A 17664-nucleotide genomic window follows, 5' to 3' on the forward strand; every position below is an offset into this window, starting at 1 on the left:
CCTGCACCCCGCCCGTGCCGGGACGAACCGCGCTCGGACAGGGCCTGCGGACAGGGCCGGGCGTACGGTTGGGGTGCTTGTGATCGAGGCGAAGTCGGATCTGGCGAGGTTCAGTGGTCGCGTTGGTGTTGCTTCCGGCCGGGCTCGCCGTCGGGCTGCTCATGGCGCCGCTGGCGGCACCGTTCGGCGGCGACGTCCCGCGCGGCCGCCGCGTCCTGATGGGGCTGGTCACGGCCGCTCTCTACGGGGTCCTCGGATGGCGTGCCGGGCCCGAGCCCGTCCTGCCCGCGCTGCTCTATCTCGCCGCGGTCGGGACGCTTCTCGGGTTCATCGACGTCAAGGCCAAGCGGCTTCCCGACCGGTTCACCCTGCCGTCCTACGGCATCGCGGCGGCGCTCCTGGCCGGGGCCGCGCCCTTCACCGACGACGGCCTGCGACGTTTCGAGCACGCGCTCCTCGGCATGGCGCTGCTGTTCGGGCTGTACTTCGTCCAGGCGTTCCTGGTGCCGTCCGGCATCGGCATGGGGGACGTCAAGCTGGCCGGCGTGCTCGGCCTCTACCTCGGCTGGTTCGGCCAGGACGCCTGGATCCTGGGCCTTCTGGCGACCTACCTGCTCGGCGGTGTGGCGGGCGTCGGCATCATGATCGCCCGCCGCAGCCGGAAGGGCGAGTTCGCGTTCGGTCCCTGCATGCTCGCCGGGGCGTTCCTCGCACTCCTCGCCTACTCCGCGCCCACGGCCTGAGGCCCGCTCCGGACGCGCGCCGGACGCCCGCCGCGCGACGCGTCAGTCGCAGAGCTTCTGGTCGCCCTTGATCCCGCCGCCGATCTTGTTGATCGTGGGCGGGGCCAGCCGCAGGCCGTTCTTGCCGATGAGAAGCCGCACGCCGTTCGCCGGGGCGCCTCCGTCGGGGGTGAGCAGCGCGTCCGGGACGTCCCGCGCGAGCGCGGACGCCTGCGCCTCCGCGGCCGGCGCGAAGACGATGCGGCTCTCCGGCACCGTCGCGCCCTTCTCGACCTTCTTCGCCACCACGAAACCGCGCTGCCGGAGCTGCTTCACGACACGTCTCACCAGCGCGTCCCGTCCGCCCGCGGCGACGACGGTGACGCTCACCTTGCCGGGGACCGGCGGCGCCTGCTTCGCCTGGACGGGCCCGGTGGGCTCCGCGGGCAGGTCGTTGTCGTGCCGGATCGCGTCGAACAGCGGCTTGGCCAGGTCCTGGTTCCACTGGACGCGGTTCGGGTCGGGCGCGTACCGCTCGACCGGGACGGTCACGAACCGCACCTGGCCCGCGCTCATGCCCTTGAGCCCGTCGGCCAGCTTCCGCATCGCGGACAGGTCGAGATCGTCGTCGGTCGTCACCGACTTCGTCGCGGCCTTGAGGAACTTGTACGTCTTCGCCGGGTCGGTGAGCACCCTGCCGCTGGTGGCCTTGTCGACGACCGCCGCCATGAACTTCTGCTGGCGTTCGATCCGCTCCAGGTCGGACCCGTTCCCGAGCGAATAGCGGGCCCGCACGTACCCGAGGGCCTGCTTGCCTTTCACGGTCTGCTTCCCGGCCTTCAGATACAGTTCCGCGCGCGGGTCGTTGACGGGCTTGTCGACGCAGATCTCGACGCCGCCCAATGCGTCCACCATGCGCTTGAAACCCGAAAAGTCCACCTGCACGAAATGGTCGATGTGGATGCCGGTGAGCGACTCCAGCGTCTTCCACGTGCAGGTCGCGCCCGCGAACGCGAACGCGGTGTTCAGCATCCCGAACCGTGCCGGGGCGGTCCCGCCCTTCTCTTTCTCGCACTCGGGGATTTTCACCATCGAGTCGCGGGGGAAGCTGATCCCGACCGCCTGGTCCCGGTTGGGCGACAGGTGCAGCAGGATCGCCGTGTCCGACCGCGCGCCCGCTATCTCGGCCGCCGCGCCGCCGTACCGGGCGTTCTCCCCTTCACGCGTGTCGGAACCGATCAGCAGGATGTTGAGCGACTTGTTCAGCTTCCGCGGCCGCTCGGTGCCGAGCTGGTCGGTGACGTGCTTCGTCCTGATGCCGCCGACCAGGTCGTGATACAGCCACGCCGCTCCCGCGCCCCCGATGAGCAGGACGACGGCCAGGCTGAACGCCATCCGCCGGAGAACCTTCCGGCGACGGCGCCGGGGGCCTCCCTCGCCTGCGGCTGCCTTCTCCTCCTCGTCCCCGTCTTCGGACCCCGCGCCTCCGTCGTCAGCCGCCTCGTCCGGCTCGTCCGCAGCTTCGGATGCCTCTTCCTCCGGTGCGCCTTTGGCGCGCTGTTGCGGGGTGGCGGCGGAGTCGGCCGCGTCAGGGTCGTCCTGGCCGGGAGTGGACGACGCGTCGGTCTCGGAATCGTGCGCCGAGCCGTGGTCGTCCTGGTCGTCCTGGTCGCTCTCGCCGCCCTCGTCGTCGTCGGGCTCGGTGCCGGTGGGTGTGGGCGTGCGCAGGCGGGTCTCGTCGAAGACGATGCCGGCGGGCTTCGAGGGGTCGGCTGAGGCGCCGGGTGCGGCCTGGTCCCGCGCGAGATCGTCGCGGCCGGAATCGTTGTCGCTCATCGGTCCCGTCTCGGCGCGGGCCCTGGGAGGGGCGCGTGATTTGCGTAGTCCGTCAGTCTATGAAGGCGGCGGGGACCGCGGGGGAGCGTGCGCCTCCACATGTTGGATGCGCGAGACGTCCGTTTTGTTGACGTGAGCGCCGAAAACTCGATGTTGTGACGGTGCGGTGCCCGTTCGAGGCTTTCCGTCACCGGCGGACCGGGCGGGTGCGCAGCGGAGGCCGCGTCCGCCGTGGTGATCGGGGCGGTCGCCGGCGATGCCTTAGCGCGCTCGTCTCCATTCCGCTGGGCAATAACAACTGGTTATGGATGACGGGCGGTGCCGGGACGCCCTTCGAGCGATAAAGTCTGTGGTCAGACTCACATATGGGTTCTCCCTGTTACGTATGTCACAGCTCCCGTCGGGTGGCGTAAGGTCGCTTCGCTAGAAGCGCACACGAGGCGTCACCGCCCGCATGCGGCACGGCCCACGGCCGCCGCCTGCGGCTCCGGCCGGGACGCACTCCCATCGGGCCGAGGTCCGGATCCAGGGGCAGCGGCCGGGCGCGGGCGGACGCATATGTGCGCGCAGACCGTGATACGGGGACACGACGACCCGAGCTCAGGAGAGCGATCGATGAGCACTGTGGAGGCGCCGGCGAAGTCGCGCGCCCAGATCAAGGAACGCACGCTCCGGAAGGACAACTGGCGCCTGTATCCGGTCACGACCTTCGTGATCTTCACGGCATGGGTGGTGTACGCGACCGTCCGGGCCTTCTGGGGCTCGGCGTTCTACGTCCCGGAATTCCACTACCTGACGCCGTTCTACTCGCCGTGCTTCAACGAGATCTGCAACAACGTGACCGTGAACGGCCACACCGGCAACGCGGCGGAGTTCGGGACGTTCCTGCCCGAGTCCACCCGCGGCTGGATCCCGTTCGCGGCGATCTCGCTGCCGTTCCTGCTGCTGTTCCGGCTCACCTGCTACTACTACCGGAAGGCGTACTACCGCTCGTTCTGGGCGTCGCCGTCCGCGTGCGCCGTCAAGGAGCCGCACGGCAAGTACACCGGCGAGCGGCGCTTCCCGCTGATCGGGCAGAACCTGCACCGCTACTTCTGGCTCGCGGCCGTCCTCATCTCGCTCGTCAACACCTACGACGCGATCCTCGCCTTCCACGGCAAGGACGGCGGGTTCGGCATCGGGCTCGGCACGCTCATCCTTGTGGCGAACGTCGTCCTGCTGTGGCTGTACACCCTGTCGTGCCACTCCTGCCGGCACATCGTCGGCGGGCGGTTGAAGAACTTCTCCAAGCACCCGTTCCGGTACCGGATGTGGGGCTGGGTGTCCAAGATCAACGAGCGGCACGGCATGTACGCGCTGATCACCCTGGGCTCGCTGGTGGTCGCCGACCTGTACGTCGCGCTCGTCGCCAGCGAGACCATCTCCGACCTGCGTTTCTTCAACTGAGGCCAAGGAATCATGACTGAGATCGAGAGGCACTCGTACGACGTCGTGGTCATCGGTGCCGGCGGCGCCGGGCTGCGTGCGGCGATCGAGGCGCGCCTCCAGGGCAAGAAGACCGCGATCATCTCCAAGTCGCTGTTCGGCAAGGCCCACACGGTGATGGCCGAGGGCGGCGCCGCCGCGGCGATGGGCAACGTCAACGCCAACGACAACTGGCAGGTCCACTTCCGCGACACCATGCGCGGCGGCAAGTTCATGAACAGCTGGCGGATGGCGGAGCTGCACGCCAAGGAGGCCCCGGACCGCATCTGGGAGCTGGAGCACTGGGGCGCGCTGTTCGACCGCACCAAGGACGGCAAGATCAGCCAGCGCAACTTCGGCGGCCACGAGTACCCGCGGCTGGCGCACGTCGGCGACCGGACGGGCCTGGAGCTGATCCGCACCACCCAGCAGAAGATCGTCGCGCTTCAGCAGGAGGACCACGCCGAGCACGGCGACTACGAGGCCAGGCTGAAGGTCTGGGCCGAGACGACCGTGACGCGGCTGCTGAAGGACGCCGACGGCAAGATCTGCGGCGCGTTCGGCTACGTCCGCGAGACCGGCAAGTTCGTCGTGTTCGAGGCGCCCGCCGTGGTGCTCGCGACCGGCGGCATCGGCAAGGCGTTCAAGGTCACGTCCAACTCCTGGGAGTACACCGGGGACGGGCACGCGCTGGCGCTGCTCGCGGGCGGGACGCTGCTGAACATGGAGTTCGTGCAGTTCCATCCCACCGGGATGGTCTGGCCGCCGTCCGTCAAGGGCATCCTCGTGACCGAGTCGGTGCGCGGTGACCGCGGCGTCCTGAAGAACTCCGACGGCAAGCGGTTCATGTTCAACTACATCCCCGAGGTGTTCAAGAACCAGTACGCCACCACCGAGGAGGAGGGCGACCGCTGGTACGACGACCCCGAGAACAACAAGCGCCCGCCGGAGCTGCTGCCGCGTGACGAGGTCGCGCGCGCGATCAACTCCGAGGTCAAGGCGGGCCGGGGATCGCCGCACGGCGGGGTGTTCCTCACCGTCGTCGACCGGATGCCGGGCGGCGCCGAGGAGATCAGGCGGCGGCTGCCGTCGATGTACCACCAGTTCAAGGAGCTGGCGGACGTCGACATCACGGCCGAGGCGATGGAGGTCGGCCCGACCTGCCACTACGTGATGGGCGGCGTCGAGGTCGACCCCGACACCGGGGCCGCGCTGGTGCCCGGCCTGTTCGCGGCTGGCGAGGTCTCCGGCGGCATGCACGGCTCGAACCGGCTCGGCGGCAACTCGCTGTCGGACCTGCTGGTGTTCGGGCGGCGGGCAGGCCTCGGCGCGTCGGAGTACGTGGACGCGCTGGACGCGCCTCCCGCCGTCCCCGACGCGGAGGTCGAGGCGGCGACGGCGGAGGCGCTGGCGCCGTTCGAGCGGGAGGGCGGCGAGAACCCGTACGCCGTCCATGCCGAGCTGCAGCAGACGATGAACGAGCTGGTCGGCATCATCCGCAAGGAGGGCGAGCTGGAGCAGGCGATCGCCTCGCTCGACAAGCTCCGCGAGCGGGTCGCGAACGTGAAGGTCGACCCGGTCGCGGTCGGCGACGGCGGCCGCGGCTACCACCCGGGCTGGCACCTCGCGCTCGACCTGCGCAACATGCTGCTGGTGTCGGAGGCCGTCGCGAAGGCGGCGCTGGAGCGGCAGGAGAGCCGCGGCGGCCACACCCGCGACGACTATCCGCAGATGTCCGCGGAGTGGCGGAAGGTCAACCTGGTCTGCTCGCTGGCCGGTGACCCGTCGTCCCCGCACGTCGAGCTGAAGCGGCAGCCGATGGAGCCGATGCGCGACGACCTGCTCGCACTGTTCGAGAACGACGAGCTGAAGAAGTACCTGACCGCCGAGGAGCTGCCGGCGGCGCTGGCCGAGGAGGCCAAGGCCGAGGAGGCGGAGGCTGCGGCCGGGTCCGGCGCGACCGCGGCGAAGGCCAAGGGCGACGCGGACGGCGCCAAGGACGACGAGGAGGACGGCCGATGAGCTACGAGGCCAAGTTCAAGGTCTGGCGCGGCGACGACGGCGAGGGCGAGCTCACCGACTACACCGTGGAGGTGAACGAGGGCGAGGTCGTCCTCGACATCATCCACCGGCTGCAGGCCACGCAGGCGCCCGACCTCGCCGTCCGGTGGAACTGCAAGGCGGGCAAGTGCGGCTCCTGCTCCGCCGAGATCAACGGCATGCCGAAGCTGCTGTGCATGACCCGGATGTCGACGTTCGAGAAGGACGAGACGATCACGGTCACGCCGATCCGCACCTTCCCCGTCATCCGCGACCTGGTGACGGACGTGTCGTACAACTACCAGAAGGCGCGGGAGATCCCGTCGTTCGACCCGGGCGACGCCAAGCCCGGCGAGCTACGCATGCAGCAGGTGGACGTCGAGCGCTCGCAGGAGTTCCGCAAGTGCATCGAGTGCTTCCTGTGCCAGAACGTCTGCCACGTCATCCGCGACCATGAGGAGAACAAGGCCGAGTTCGCCGGCCCGCGCTTCCTGATGCGGATCGCCGAGCTGGAGATGCACCCGGCGGACGTCGCGGACCGGCGCGAGATCGCGGCGAAGGACCACGGGCTCGGGTTCTGCAACATCACCAAGTGCTGCACCGAGGTCTGCCCCGAGCACATCAAGATCACCGACAATGCGCTGATCCCGATGAAGGAGCGGGTCGTCGGCCGCAAGTACGACCCGGTGGTGTGGCTCGGCAGCAAGCTCGGCATCGTCAAGAAGGGCCAGGACACGCCGTCGGCCTGACGCCCCGGCACCGAAGCGACGGTTCTCGCCGGCGTCCCCCACCGCCCCGCGCGGTGGGGGACGCTCGCGTTTCCGCCACGCGAGGACGTCGCTCTGGCATGCGGCGTCCCGTCTCGTGACGGGCGGCGTGCCCCCGGGCCGCCGCCCGTCGTACCGCCGTTCCCCTGAACGCGGTGGACGCTGGGTGGCCTCCCGGCCGCACACGCCACAAGCAACCCTCGCCGACGCCCGGGGAGTCGAAAAGGGATTAGTGCACACAACGCGTGACTGAACCGTGATTGTTTTCCCGGGCCCGTGGAAGCCCGGGTCCCTTTAGCGTGGTGGGCATGAGCGCCCTCGAACCGGGCTCGTTCCTCGCCGATCTCACTCAGGCGGAACGCGAAGACCTGGAGTCACGTGGCCGCGTCCGCGAATTCGCACGGGGGGACACGCTCTTCGTGGAGGGCGAGCAGCCCGGCTGGGTCGCCGTCCTGCTGAAGGGCCGGGTGAAGGCGTTCTCCTACCGGGAACAGGGCGGTGAGGCGCTGCTCGCGGTGCGCGGGCCGGGCGCGCTGCTCGGCGAGGTCGCCGCGATCGACGGGCAGCCGCGCTCCGCGTCGGTCGCCGCGCTGGAGCCGGTGCGGGCGCTCGCCGTCACGGCCGACGAGTTCATGGCGTTCCTGCAGTCCCACGGGCGCGTCTCCATCATCATCATGCGGATGCTGTGCCAGCGCTGGCGCGACGCCGACCGCAAGCGCGCCGAGTTCGGCATGTTCGACGCGACCGGACGCGTCGCGCAGCGTCTCGTGGAGCTGGCCGAGCGGTTCGGCGTGCCGTACGAGCGGCGGACGGGCGCGGGCGCGGGGCCGGGCGCGGGTCCGGGCGGTGAGAGCGTCCGCATCACGCTGAACCTGTCGCAGGAGGAGCTGGCGGGCTGGGTCGGCGCGTCCCGGGAGGCGGTCAGCAAGGCGCTGCGCACGCTGCGCGCGCACGGTTGGATCGAGACGGGACGGCGGCGGCTGATCGTCCACGACCTCCAGGCCCTGCGCCGCCATGCCCGCTGACCGCACGGCCCGCTACCGCACAGTCCGCTACCGCACAGTCCGCTGACCGCACAGGCCGCTAGCAGCACCGCTGGTGGGGGACGCCGGGCGGGCGGCACGTAATCTGTGCAGGATGCAGTTGCAGCAGCTCGCCTATTTCGTCGCGGTCGCGGAGGTACGGCACTTCACGCAGGCCGCCGAGCTTCTGCGGGTGGCGCAGCCTTCGCTGTCCAAGCAGATCCGCGCGCTGGAGACGGAGCTGAACGTCTCCCTGTTCAGCCGTGCCAGGGGCAACATCACCCTGACGCCCGCCGGTGAGGCCCTGCTGCCGCTGGCCAAACGCATCCTGGCCGACGTCGACACCGCCCGCCTGGAAGTGCAGGAGCTGGTGGGCCTGAAGCGTGGACGGGTACGGCTGGGCGCTACACCGTCCCTCTGCGCGGGCCTGCTGGCGGACGTGCTGCGCCGTTTCCACGACGCCTACCCAGGGATTCAGCTCATCGTCGAAGAGGGAGGCTCGCGTGACCTCGTCCGCGAGCTGACGCGTGGGTCGCTCGACCTGGCCCTGGTCATCCTTCCGCTGCACGGCGACCCGCCCCTGGACACGACCCCGATCCTGCGCGAACACCTCGTCGTGGCGTCTCCGGCCGGCCGGCCGTCCGATCCGGAGAACGGGGTTCCGGAGCGGCAGCCCAGGGCGGCGGCGCTGCCGCGACGCTCGTACCTGCGGATCGAGGATCTGCGGAACCGCCCGCTGGTGATGTTCCGCCCCGGCTACGACCTGCGCGAGGCGACGATCGGCGCGTGCCGGGAGGCGGGCTTCGAGCCCAGGTTCGCGGTGGAGGGCGGCGAGATGGACGCGGTGCTGCGGTTCGTCGAGGTCGGGCTCGGTATCGCGGTCGTCCCGAGCATGGTCCTGTCCGGGCGGCCGGGGCTGCGCGGGACACCGCTCGTCCTGCCCGACGAGGAGGCGCGGCGCGGCCGGCACGGCCCGGGCCTTCTCCGGACGGTCGCGCTGGCCCACCGCAAGGACGTCGAACTGACCCACGCGGCACGCGCCTTCCAGGACACCCTGGAGACGTTCCTCGTGGAGGCGGGCCTGGCCGGGAGCCTGCCCGCAGGGGTCGAGACCCTCGTCCACGACTAGCGGCAAGGGCCGGTGGATCAGCGCTTCCTGCCGCCCGCGGTCGCCTTCAGGTAGTCGTGGTTGAGCCGCCCGATGACGTCCAGCGGGATGCCCTTCGGGCAGGCGGCGGTGCACTCGCCGGTGTTGGTGCAGCCGCCGAAGCCCTCCTCGTCGTGGGTGTCCAGCATGGACACGACGCGGTCCCAGCGTTCCGGCTGCCCCTGCGGCATCAGGCCCAGGTGGGTGACCTTGGCGCCGAGGAACAGCGCGGCGGACCCGTTGGGGCACGCCGCGACGCAGGCGCCGCAGCCGATGCACTCGGCGGCCTCGAACGCGCGGTCGGCGTCCGGCTTCGGGACGGGCGTCGCGTGCGCCTCCGGGGCGGTGCCGGTCGGGGCGGTGATGAAGCCGCCCGACTGGATGATCCGGTCGAACGCGGAGCGGTCCACGACCAGGTCCTTCACCACGGGGAACGCCGCCGCGCGCCACGGCTCGACGTCGATGACCTCGCCGTCCTTGAACTTGCGCATGTGGAGCTGGCACGTGGTGGTGTTGCGCTCGGGGCCGTGCGGGGTGCCGTTGATGACGAGCGAGCACATGCCGCAGATGCCCTCGCGGCAGTCGTGGTCGAACGCGACGGGCTCCTCGCCGGACGCGATGAGCTTCTCGTTGAGGACGTCCAGCATTTCCAGGAACGACGCGTCGGGCGAGATGTCGTCGAGCTTGTACTCGACCATCGCGCCCTTGTCCTCCGGGCCGCGCTGGCGCCAGACGCGCAGTGTGAGCTTCATGGTTACTTGTACGACCTCTGGCTCGGCTTGACGTAGTCGAAGTTCAGGTCCTCCTTGTGGAGGACGGGCTTTTCGCCTTCCCCGGCCCATTCCCAGGCGGCGACGTAGCCGAAGTTGGCGTCGTCGCGTTTGGCCTCGCCGTCCTCGTCCTGGCTTTCGGCGCGGAAATGGCCGCCGCAGGACTCGGTGCGGTGCAGCGCGTCGATGACCATCAGCTCGGCCAGCTCGAAGAAGTCGGCGACGCGGCCCGCCTTCTCCAGCTGCTGGTTCAGCTCTTCGCCCTTTCCGGTGACCTTGACGCGCTCCCAGAATTCGGCGCGCAGCGCCGGGATGAGGTCGAGCGCCTTGCGCAGCCCTTCCTCGGTGCGCTCCATTCCGCAGTACTCCCACATGATGTGGCCGAGTTCGCGGTGGAAGGAGTCGACGGAACGGTCGCCGTCGACGGCGAGGAGCTTGTCGATGCGCGTCCTGACCCGGTCTTCGGCCTCGGTGACGGCGGTGCCGGCGACGGGCGGGAGCGCGTTGCGGGCGATGTAGTCGCCGATGGTGTTCGGCAGGACGAAATAGCCGTCGGCCAGGCCCTGCATCAGCGCGGACGCGCCGAGCCGGTTCGCGCCGTGGTCGGAGAAGTTGGCCTCGCCGATGACGAACAGTCCGGGAATTGTCGATTCCAGGTCGTAGTCCACCCACAGGCCGCCCATCGTGTAGTGGACGGCCGGGTAGATGCGCATCGGCGTGTCATAGGGGTTCTCGCCGGTGATGCGCTCGTACATCTCGAAGAGGTTGCCGTATTTGGCCTCGACCTTGTCGCGGCCGAGGCGTTCGATGGCGTCCGCGAAGTCGAGGTAGACGCCGAGCCCGCCGGGGCCGACGCCGCGCCCTTCGTCGCACACGTTCTTCGCGGCGCGGGACGCGATGTCGCGCGGGACGAGGTTCCCGAACGACGGGTAGATGCGCTCCAGGTAGTAGTCGCGCTCGTCCTCGGGAATGTCGTAGGGCTTGCGCGTGTCGCCGTGCTTCTTCGGCACCCAGACGCGTCCGTCGTTGCGCAGCGACTCCGACATCAGCGTCAGCTTGGACTGGTGGTCGCCGCTGACCGGAATGCACGTCGGGTGGATCTGCGTGTAGCAGGGGTTGGCGAAAAGGGCTCCGTGCCTGTGGGCGCGCCAGGAGGCGGTGACGTTCGAGCCCATCGCGTTCGTGGACAGGAAGTACACGTTGCCGTAGCCGCCGGACGCGAGCACGACCGCGTCCGCCGTGTAGTGCTTGATCTCGCCGTTGATGAGGTTCCGGACGACGACTCCGCGCGCGCGCCCGTCCTCCATGATGAGGTCGAGCATCTCGTGGCGCGGGTGCAGCTCCACGTTGCCCGCCTCCACCTGCCGCATCAGCGCCTGGTACGCGCCGAGCAGCAGCTGCTGGCCCGTCTGGCCGCGCGCGTAGAAGGTGCGCGACACCTGCGTCCCGCCGAAGGAGCGGTTGTCGAGCAGGCCGCCGTACTCGCGGGCGAACGGGACGCCCTGCGCGACGCACTGGTCGATGATGTTCCGGGAGATGTCGGCGAGCCGGTACACGTTCGACTCGCGGGAGCGGAAGTCGCCGCCCTTGACCGTCTCGTAGAACAGCCGGAACACGCTGTCGCCGTCGTTGCGGTAGTTCTTCGCGGCGTTGATGCCGCCCTGCGCGGCGATCGAGTGGGCGCGGCGCGGGGAGTCCTGGAAGCAGAACTGGACGACGTGGTACCCGGCCTCGCCGAGCGTCGCCCCGGCCGAGCCGCCCGCCAGGCCCGTACCGATGATGATGATCTTCTTCTTGCGCTTGTTGGCCGGGTTGACCTGCCTGGCCTCGAACTTGCGGGTCGTCCAGCGGTCCTCGATGGGCCCGGCCGGGGCCTTACGGTCGGCGATCGGCTCGCCGGACTGGTAGAAGGCGTCGATCATGATCAGCTCACCCACCCGAATGTGATGGACAGGGGGACGGCGGCGAAGCCGAGCGTGATCAGCCCGGCGACGGACGCGGCGAGCCCGCGCAGCGCGCGCTCGCGGCGCGGCGTGCGCAGCCCGAGGGTCTGGAACGCGCTCCAGATGCCGTGGTGGAGGTGCACGCCGACGAGCACGATCGCGACGACGTACCAGAGGGTGATGTACCAGCGGGACGGGTCGAAGTCGGCGACCATCCGCTCGTAGGGCGTGGCGTCGGCGCCCTTGGGATTCACGACGAAGAACGTCAGGTCGAGCAGGTGCCAGACGATGTACACGGCGATGATGACGCCGCCGTACCGCATCGTCCGGGCGGCGTAGCCCTGCGCGTGCGACTTCTTCTTCGACTGGTACTTCACCGGCCGCGCGGCGGACGCGCGCCGCGCCAGCGACACCGCCGACCACATGTGCAGGACGACCGACACCCCGAGCACGACCTCGATGAGCGTCAGCACGGTCCGGCGCGGCACCGCGGGCTCGCCGATCGTGCGGAGCCAGTGCGCGTAGTGGTTGAAGTCCTCCGCGCCCATGAAGATCTTCAGGTTCCCGACCATGTGCGCGATCAGGTACAGCACGAGGACGCCGCCGGTCACCGCCATCACGGCCTTCTTGCCGACGGTCGACCGGTAGATCGCGGGTATCGCTATAGCCACACCGCGGACGCTACGTCCACCTCGGGAAAGAGTTCCAAGTCATCGCGGCACTCGTTTCGATAGCCGCAGGCTATGAGCACAAGCAGCGCGGGACTTCGATCCCGATTCGGACATTGCGCAGGTGAGAGACTTCACAGGGCGTCCGGGAACCCGACCCCGAGTGATCCAGAAGACAAACTCAGGGCTGGTGCGACAGGAGGAGAACGGCCAGGTCGTCGGTCAGCACGCCGCCATTGAGACGTTCCACTTCGCCGACGAGCTCGTCGATGAGCGACCGTCCGCCGATGCCCGTCCCGCGCGCCGCGCGCGCCAGCTCGACGAGGCCGTCGGTGCCGAGCCGCGCGGAGCCCTCGCCGACCCGTCCCTCGATCAGGCCGTCGGTGTACAGCAGCAGGCTCCAGGACTCGCCGAGGTCGATCTCGGTCGTCGGCCACTCCGCGCCGGGCACCAGCCCGAGCGCGGGCCCGTGCGCGTACTCCGGCAGCGCCGTGACCTCGAACCCGCCCGCCCCCGGGACGCCGGACGCGGGCGGCTCGCGGAACAGCAGCGGCGCGGGATGCCCGGCGAGGTGCATCCGCGCGGTCCGCCGGGACGGCGCGATCGTGATCATGCAGAGTGTGGTGAAGATCTCCTCGCTGCGCCGCTCGTGGCCGAGGACGGTGTCGAGGGTGCCGAGGAGCTGCTCGCCGGTGTGCCCGGCGAGGACGAGCGTCCGCCACGCCATCCGGAGCTGGACGCCGAGCGCCGCCTCGTCCGGGCCGTGACCCGCGACGTCCCCGATCATCAGGTGGACGGCGCCGCCCTCGGTCTGCACGGTGTCGTAGAAGTCGCCGCCGAGCAGCGCCCGCCGCCGGCCCGGCCGGTAGCGGGTGTGGTGCCGCAGCGTGGGGTCGTCGATCAGCGGGACGGGCAGCAGCCCGCGCTCCAGCCGGGCGTTCTCGCGGCCGAGGATGCGGGCCTCGACGAGGCGCCGCTCGGTGTCCTCAGAGCGCTTGCGCTCGATGGCATACCGGATGGCGCGGGCCAGCAGCGGCGCGTCGACCTCCTGCTTGACCAGGTAGTCCTCGGCTCCGGCGGCGACGGCGCGGACGCCGAGGTGCGCGTCGTCCAGCCCGGTGAGGACGACGACGGCGGCCGTCCCGGACATCGCGAGCACCTGCCGCAGCCCCTCCAGATGGTCGATCCCGGGGGTGGACAGGTCGACGAGGATGCACTGGATGCGCCGCGTCAGCGCCCGCCGCGCGGCGTCGAGGTCGCCGGCGACGCTGATGCCGACGTCCAGGCCGCTCTCGGCGAGCATCTTCTCGACCATGACGACACCGGACGGGTCGTCGTCGATGAGGAGCAGATCGATCCTGCCGTCCGCTCCGGGCGTGAAGGGATGCGTCTGTTGGCTGATGGTGCTCACAATGCTTCCGAGTGTCGGGCTTCGACGGCTGAATCTCTTCCGCCCGGCCGCCGGCGCAGGTACATGACCGGCGCAGCCTCCGAGGACGAAATGGATTCACATGGCAACGGCCTGCGTATTCCGCTCTATTCCTGCGGGCGCAGGAGGAGCGGAACGGGCCGCGCCGGGGGAGCGGCGTTGGCCTAGCCGCCGGGGTCCCGGCTCATGGAGCGGTGGGAGGGGGGCGCTCCGTCGGTCTTGACCTTAGCGTGTCCTAACCTCCCCGCGCACCCTAGGGGAGCTTCCGCGGGCCTGGTTACGGGCAGACCGGAACCGGATCCGTGCTGCTGAAAAACCAGTCGAACTTCGGCCGATCGGCTGCATAACCTTCGTCCGTGAAGCCGTTGCCGGAGAAAGATCCTGGCAGCCCTGACCACCGATCCCCCGCGCGTTACCTGCTGTGGCTGCTGCGCGTTCAGTGGCGCAGCTGCACCGTGGGCGTGCTTCTCGGCGTCACGTGGATGCTCAGCCAGGCCCTCATGCCCGCCGCGATCGGCCGCGCCATCGGCGACGGCGTCGTGGCGCGGGACGAGCATGCCCTGCTGCTGTGGAGCGGCGTGCTGCTCGGCCTCGGCGTCCTGGCGGCCGTGTCCAGCGCCGTCAGGCACCGGTTCGCGGTGTTCAACTGGCTGTCGGCCGCCTACCGTACGGTCCAGCTCGTCACCCGCCAGTCCACCCGGCTCGGCGGGACGCTGCCGAAGCGGCTGAGCGCGGGCGAGGTCGTCAGCATCGGCCTGTCGGACGTCTCGCACATCGGCGACACCCTGGACATCGTGTCCCGGGGCTCGGGCGCCGTCGTCGCGATCGTCGCCGTGGCGGGCATCCTGCTGTCGACGTCGCCGCCGCTCGGGCTGATCGTGCTGGTCGGCGTCCCGCTGATCCTCGCGATCGCGGCGCCGCTGCTGCGCCCCTACCGGGACCGTGAGCTGGCGCACCGGGAGCTCGTCGGCGAGCTGAGCACGCACGCCACCGACCTCGTCGCGGGGCTGCGGGTGCTGCGCGGGATCGGCGGCGAGCCGCTGTTCTCCCGCCGCTACCGCGCCGAGTCGCAGCGGGTCCGGGTGGCGGGCGTGGCGGCCGCGCGGGCCGAGACGCGGCTGAGCGGCGCCGAGGTGCTGCTCCCCGGGCTGCTGATCGCGCTGGTGACATGGGTCGGCGCCCGCTTCGCCGTGAACGGGACGATCGGCGTCGGCGAGCTGGTCGCGTTCTACGGCTATGCCGTGTTCCTGATCGTCCCGCTGAAGACGCTCGGCGAGGCCGCGGGCAAGATCACCAAGGGGCTGGTGGCGGCGGGCCGGGTCACCGCGCTGCTGTCCATCGAACCCGAGCTGCCGGACGCGGGCACGGCCCGCCCGGCGGCGGGCTCCGAGCTGATCGACATCGCGTCCGGGCTGGTCGTGCGGCCGGGCCGGGTCACCGCGATCGCGGCGGCCGACCCGCGCGACGCGCAGGCGATCGCCGACCGGCTCGGCCGGTACGCGCCCGGCGAGGTCGACTTCGGCGGCGTCCCGCTGCACACCGTGGCGGACGTCAGGAAGCGGATCCTCGTCGCGGTGAACGAGGACCGCCTCTTCGCCGGGTCCCTGGCCGAGTCGCTGGCGCCCGACGGGGACGAGGCCGCACTGCGCGCCGCGATCCATTCCGCATGCGCCGACGACATCGTCGAGTCCTCCGGGCTGGACGCCCATGTCGCGGAGGCCGGACGGGAGTTCTCGGGCGGGCAACAACAGCGCCTCCGGCTCGCGCGGGCACTCGCCGCCGACCCGGACGTCCTCGTCCTAGTGGAGCCGACCAGCGCCGTAGACGCGCATACGGAGGCGCGCATCGCCGACAGGCTCCGCCCAGCGCGCGCGGGACGCACCACCGTGGTCTGCACCACGAGCCCGCTGATGCTGGACCGGGCCGACCACGTGGCCTTCGTCGAGGACGGCCGGATCGTCGCGGAAGGAACGCACCGAGACCTGCTGGAGACCGAACCGCGGTACGCGGCCACCGTCACCAGAGGAGAAGCAACGGACCGAGCGGAAAGGGCACGACGGTGAGCGCGGAGACACTGCCGGTCGCGACGCCCCCGCAGGTGCGCGCGTACGCGCGGCGGCTCGTCGTGCGGCATCCGCGCGGCCTCGCCGCCGTGCTGGCCCTGCACGCGCTCGCCGCCGTGACGGGCCTGGTCGCGCCGCGCCTGCTCGGCGCGCTCGTCGAGGACGTCCGCGACGGCCGCGCCGACATCGACACCACCGGCCTCGCCATCGCCGGCTTCGTGATCGTGCAGGCCGTGCTGACCAGGTACGCCTACCTCGCGTCCGCGAAACTGGGCGAGCGCGTGCTGGCGGAGCTGCGCGAGGAGTTCGTCGACCGGGTCCTGGCGCTGCCGCTGTCGCGGGTCGAGCGGGCGGGCACCGGCGACCTGGTCACCCGCGCGTCCCGCGACGTGGACACGCTCGGCACGTCCGTCCGGTACGCCATGCCGGAGACGCTCGTCGCGATCGTCGTCGGCGGGTTCACGGTCGGCGCGCTGCTGCTGAACGGCCCGCTCGTCGCGCTGCCCGCGCTGGTCGCCGTCCCGATGCTGTGGGCGGTGATGCGCTGGTACCTGCCCCGCGCGCACGGCGGGTACCTGCGCGAGAACGAGACGTGGTCGCAGATCGCGGACGGGCTGACCGAGACCGTCCAGGGCGCCCGCACGGTCGAGGCGCTCGGCCTCGCCGACCGGCGGCACGCCCGCGGCGACGCCGACATCGCCCGCTCCTACAAGGCCGAGCGGTACACGCTGCGGCTGCGCATGGTGCTGTTCCCGGTGGCCGAGTTCGGCTTCGTCCTGCCCGTCGTGACGACCCTGCTCGTCGGCGGCTACCTCTACATCCACGACATGGCGACGCTCGCGCAGGTGACGGCGGCGACCCTGTACGCGCAGCAGCTCATCCAGCCCGTGGACACGCTGCTGTCCTGGCTGGACGAGCTGCAGCTCGGCAGCGCGTCCCTGGCCCGCCTGCTCGGCGTCGGGAACGTCCCGCCGGACCGGACGCCGAACGGCCGCAGCCCGGAGGGGGAGCGGCTCACGGCCCGCGACGTCCGCTACGCCTACCGTCCCGGCCAGGACGTCCTGCACGGCGTCGACCTCGACCTGAGACCCGGCGAGCGGCTCGCGATGGTCGGGCCGAGCGGCGCGGGCAAGTCGACGCTCGGCCGCCTGCTCGCCGGAGTGGACGGCCCGCGCTCAGGAACGGTCACCGTCGGCGGCGCCGGAGGCGCTTCGGGGGGTGTGGGGGGTCGTCCCCCCTCGGAAGACACTGGTGACAACGGCGGCGGCGTGCCGCTGGTCGAGCTGCCCCTGGACGATCTGCGCGGCCACGTCTCCCTGGTCACGCAGGAGCATCACGTGTTCCGCGGGACGCTCCGCGAGAACCTGGTGATGGCCCGTCCGGGCGCGTCCGACGCCGACATCGAGCGGGTCCTCGCCGCCGTCGACTGGGACGGACCCGAGCTGGGCACGATGGTCGGCTCCGGCGGCGAGACCCTGTCGCCCGCGCAGGCCCAGCAGCTCGCGCTGGCCCGGCTCGTCCTGGCGGACCCGCACACGCTCGTCCTGGACGAGGCGACCTCGCTCCTCGACCCGCGCGCGGCCCGCCGCCTGGAACGCTCGCTCGCCGCAGTCCTCGACGGCCGGACCGTCGTGGCGATCGCGCATCGACTCCACACCGCGCACGACGCCGACCGCGTCGCCGTAGTGGAGGACGGCCGCATCACCGAACTAGGCACCCACGACGACCTGATAGCCGCCAACGGCTCCTACGCCGCCCTATGGAAGTCCTGGCATGGCGCCTGAGCGCGGTGC

13 protein-coding genes are annotated in these 17664 nt (G+C 70.8%); 8 read left to right on the top strand and 5 right to left on the bottom strand.

Going from position 1 to position 17664, the window contains the following annotated elements:
- The first annotated feature begins 125 nt into the window (after positions 1–125).
- The gene (locus tag ACH34S_RS34170) at positions 126–743 is read left to right on the top strand and encodes a prepilin peptidase (RefSeq protein ID WP_395957215.1); all 618 of its coding nucleotides are present in this window, start codon (positions 126–128) and stop codon (positions 741–743) included.
- A gap of 42 nt (positions 744–785) precedes the next feature.
- On the opposite strand, the gene ACH34S_RS34175 is transcribed toward ACH34S_RS34170, so the two are convergent.
- Positions 786–2558 (bottom strand): LCP family protein, encoded by a 1773-nt coding sequence (locus ACH34S_RS34175; protein WP_395957014.1) that lies wholly within the window; start codon positions 2556–2558, stop codon positions 786–788.
- A gap of 615 nt (positions 2559–3173) precedes the next feature.
- On the opposite strand from ACH34S_RS34175, the gene ACH34S_RS34180 reads away from it, so the two are divergent.
- From ACH34S_RS34180 to ACH34S_RS34200, 5 genes are all read left to right on the top strand, one after another.
- Positions 3174–4004 (top strand): hypothetical protein, encoded by an 831-nt coding sequence (locus ACH34S_RS34180; RefSeq protein ID WP_395957015.1) that lies wholly within the window; start codon positions 3174–3176, stop codon positions 4002–4004.
- A 12-nt stretch (positions 4005–4016) separates the two neighbouring features.
- Positions 4017–6044: a fumarate reductase/succinate dehydrogenase flavoprotein subunit gene (locus ACH34S_RS34185; protein ID WP_395957016.1), complete on the top strand. Its 2028-nt coding sequence runs from the start codon at positions 4017–4019 to the stop codon at positions 6042–6044.
- Positions 6041–6811: a succinate dehydrogenase/fumarate reductase iron-sulfur subunit gene (locus ACH34S_RS34190; protein WP_395957017.1), complete on the top strand. Its 771-nt coding sequence runs from the start codon at positions 6041–6043 to the stop codon at positions 6809–6811. Before ACH34S_RS34185 ends, ACH34S_RS34190 begins: the two co-directional genes overlap by 4 nt.
- Before the next feature lie 326 nt (positions 6812–7137).
- Positions 7138–7854 carry a Crp/Fnr family transcriptional regulator gene (locus ACH34S_RS34195; RefSeq protein ID WP_395957018.1) on the top strand — a complete coding sequence of 239 codons (717 nt, stop codon included), beginning with the start codon at positions 7138–7140 and terminating at the stop codon, positions 7852–7854.
- Between the two features lie 112 nt (positions 7855–7966).
- On the top strand, positions 7967–8980 hold the full coding sequence (locus tag ACH34S_RS34200) for a LysR family transcriptional regulator (RefSeq protein ID WP_395957019.1): 1014 nt from the start codon (positions 7967–7969) through the stop codon (positions 8978–8980).
- A gap of 17 nt (positions 8981–8997) precedes the next feature.
- Here the strand turns inward: ACH34S_RS34200 and ACH34S_RS34205 are convergent, their stop codons facing one another.
- From ACH34S_RS34205 to ACH34S_RS34220, 4 genes are all read right to left on the bottom strand, one after another.
- Positions 8998–9750, bottom strand: a complete 753-nt coding sequence (locus ACH34S_RS34205) for a succinate dehydrogenase/fumarate reductase iron-sulfur subunit (RefSeq protein ID WP_395957020.1) — start codon at positions 9748–9750, stop codon at positions 8998–9000.
- A gap of 2 nt (positions 9751–9752) precedes the next feature.
- Positions 9753–11690, bottom strand: coding sequence for a fumarate reductase/succinate dehydrogenase flavoprotein subunit (locus ACH34S_RS34210; protein WP_395957216.1), 1938 nt, complete (start codon positions 11688–11690; stop codon positions 9753–9755).
- A 2-nt stretch (positions 11691–11692) separates the two neighbouring features.
- Positions 11693–12382 (bottom strand): succinate dehydrogenase cytochrome b subunit, encoded by a 690-nt coding sequence (locus ACH34S_RS34215; protein ID WP_395957021.1) that lies wholly within the window; start codon positions 12380–12382, stop codon positions 11693–11695.
- 178 nt (positions 12383–12560) lie between these two features.
- Positions 12561–13790, bottom strand: coding sequence for a PP2C family protein-serine/threonine phosphatase (locus tag ACH34S_RS34220; protein WP_395957022.1), 1230 nt, complete (start codon positions 13788–13790; stop codon positions 12561–12563).
- 374 nt (positions 13791–14164) lie between these two features.
- On the opposite strand from ACH34S_RS34220, the gene ACH34S_RS34225 reads away from it, so the two are divergent.
- Both ACH34S_RS34225 and ACH34S_RS34230 read left to right on the top strand, forming a co-directional pair.
- Entirely contained in the window at positions 14165–15871 is a 1707-nt protein-coding gene (locus ACH34S_RS34225; RefSeq protein ID WP_395957023.1) for an ABC transporter transmembrane domain-containing protein, read from the top strand.
- Positions 15868–17655, top strand: coding sequence for an ABC transporter ATP-binding protein (locus ACH34S_RS34230; protein WP_395957024.1), 1788 nt, complete (start codon positions 15868–15870; stop codon positions 17653–17655). The genes ACH34S_RS34225 and ACH34S_RS34230 overlap by 4 nt, the downstream gene beginning before the upstream one ends.
- Positions 17656–17664: the final 9 nt, after the last annotated feature.

It is taken from the genome of Actinomadura sp. 3N508 (assembly GCF_044326375.1).
GTDB lineage: Bacteria > Actinomycetota > Actinomycetes > Streptosporangiales > Streptosporangiaceae > Spirillospora.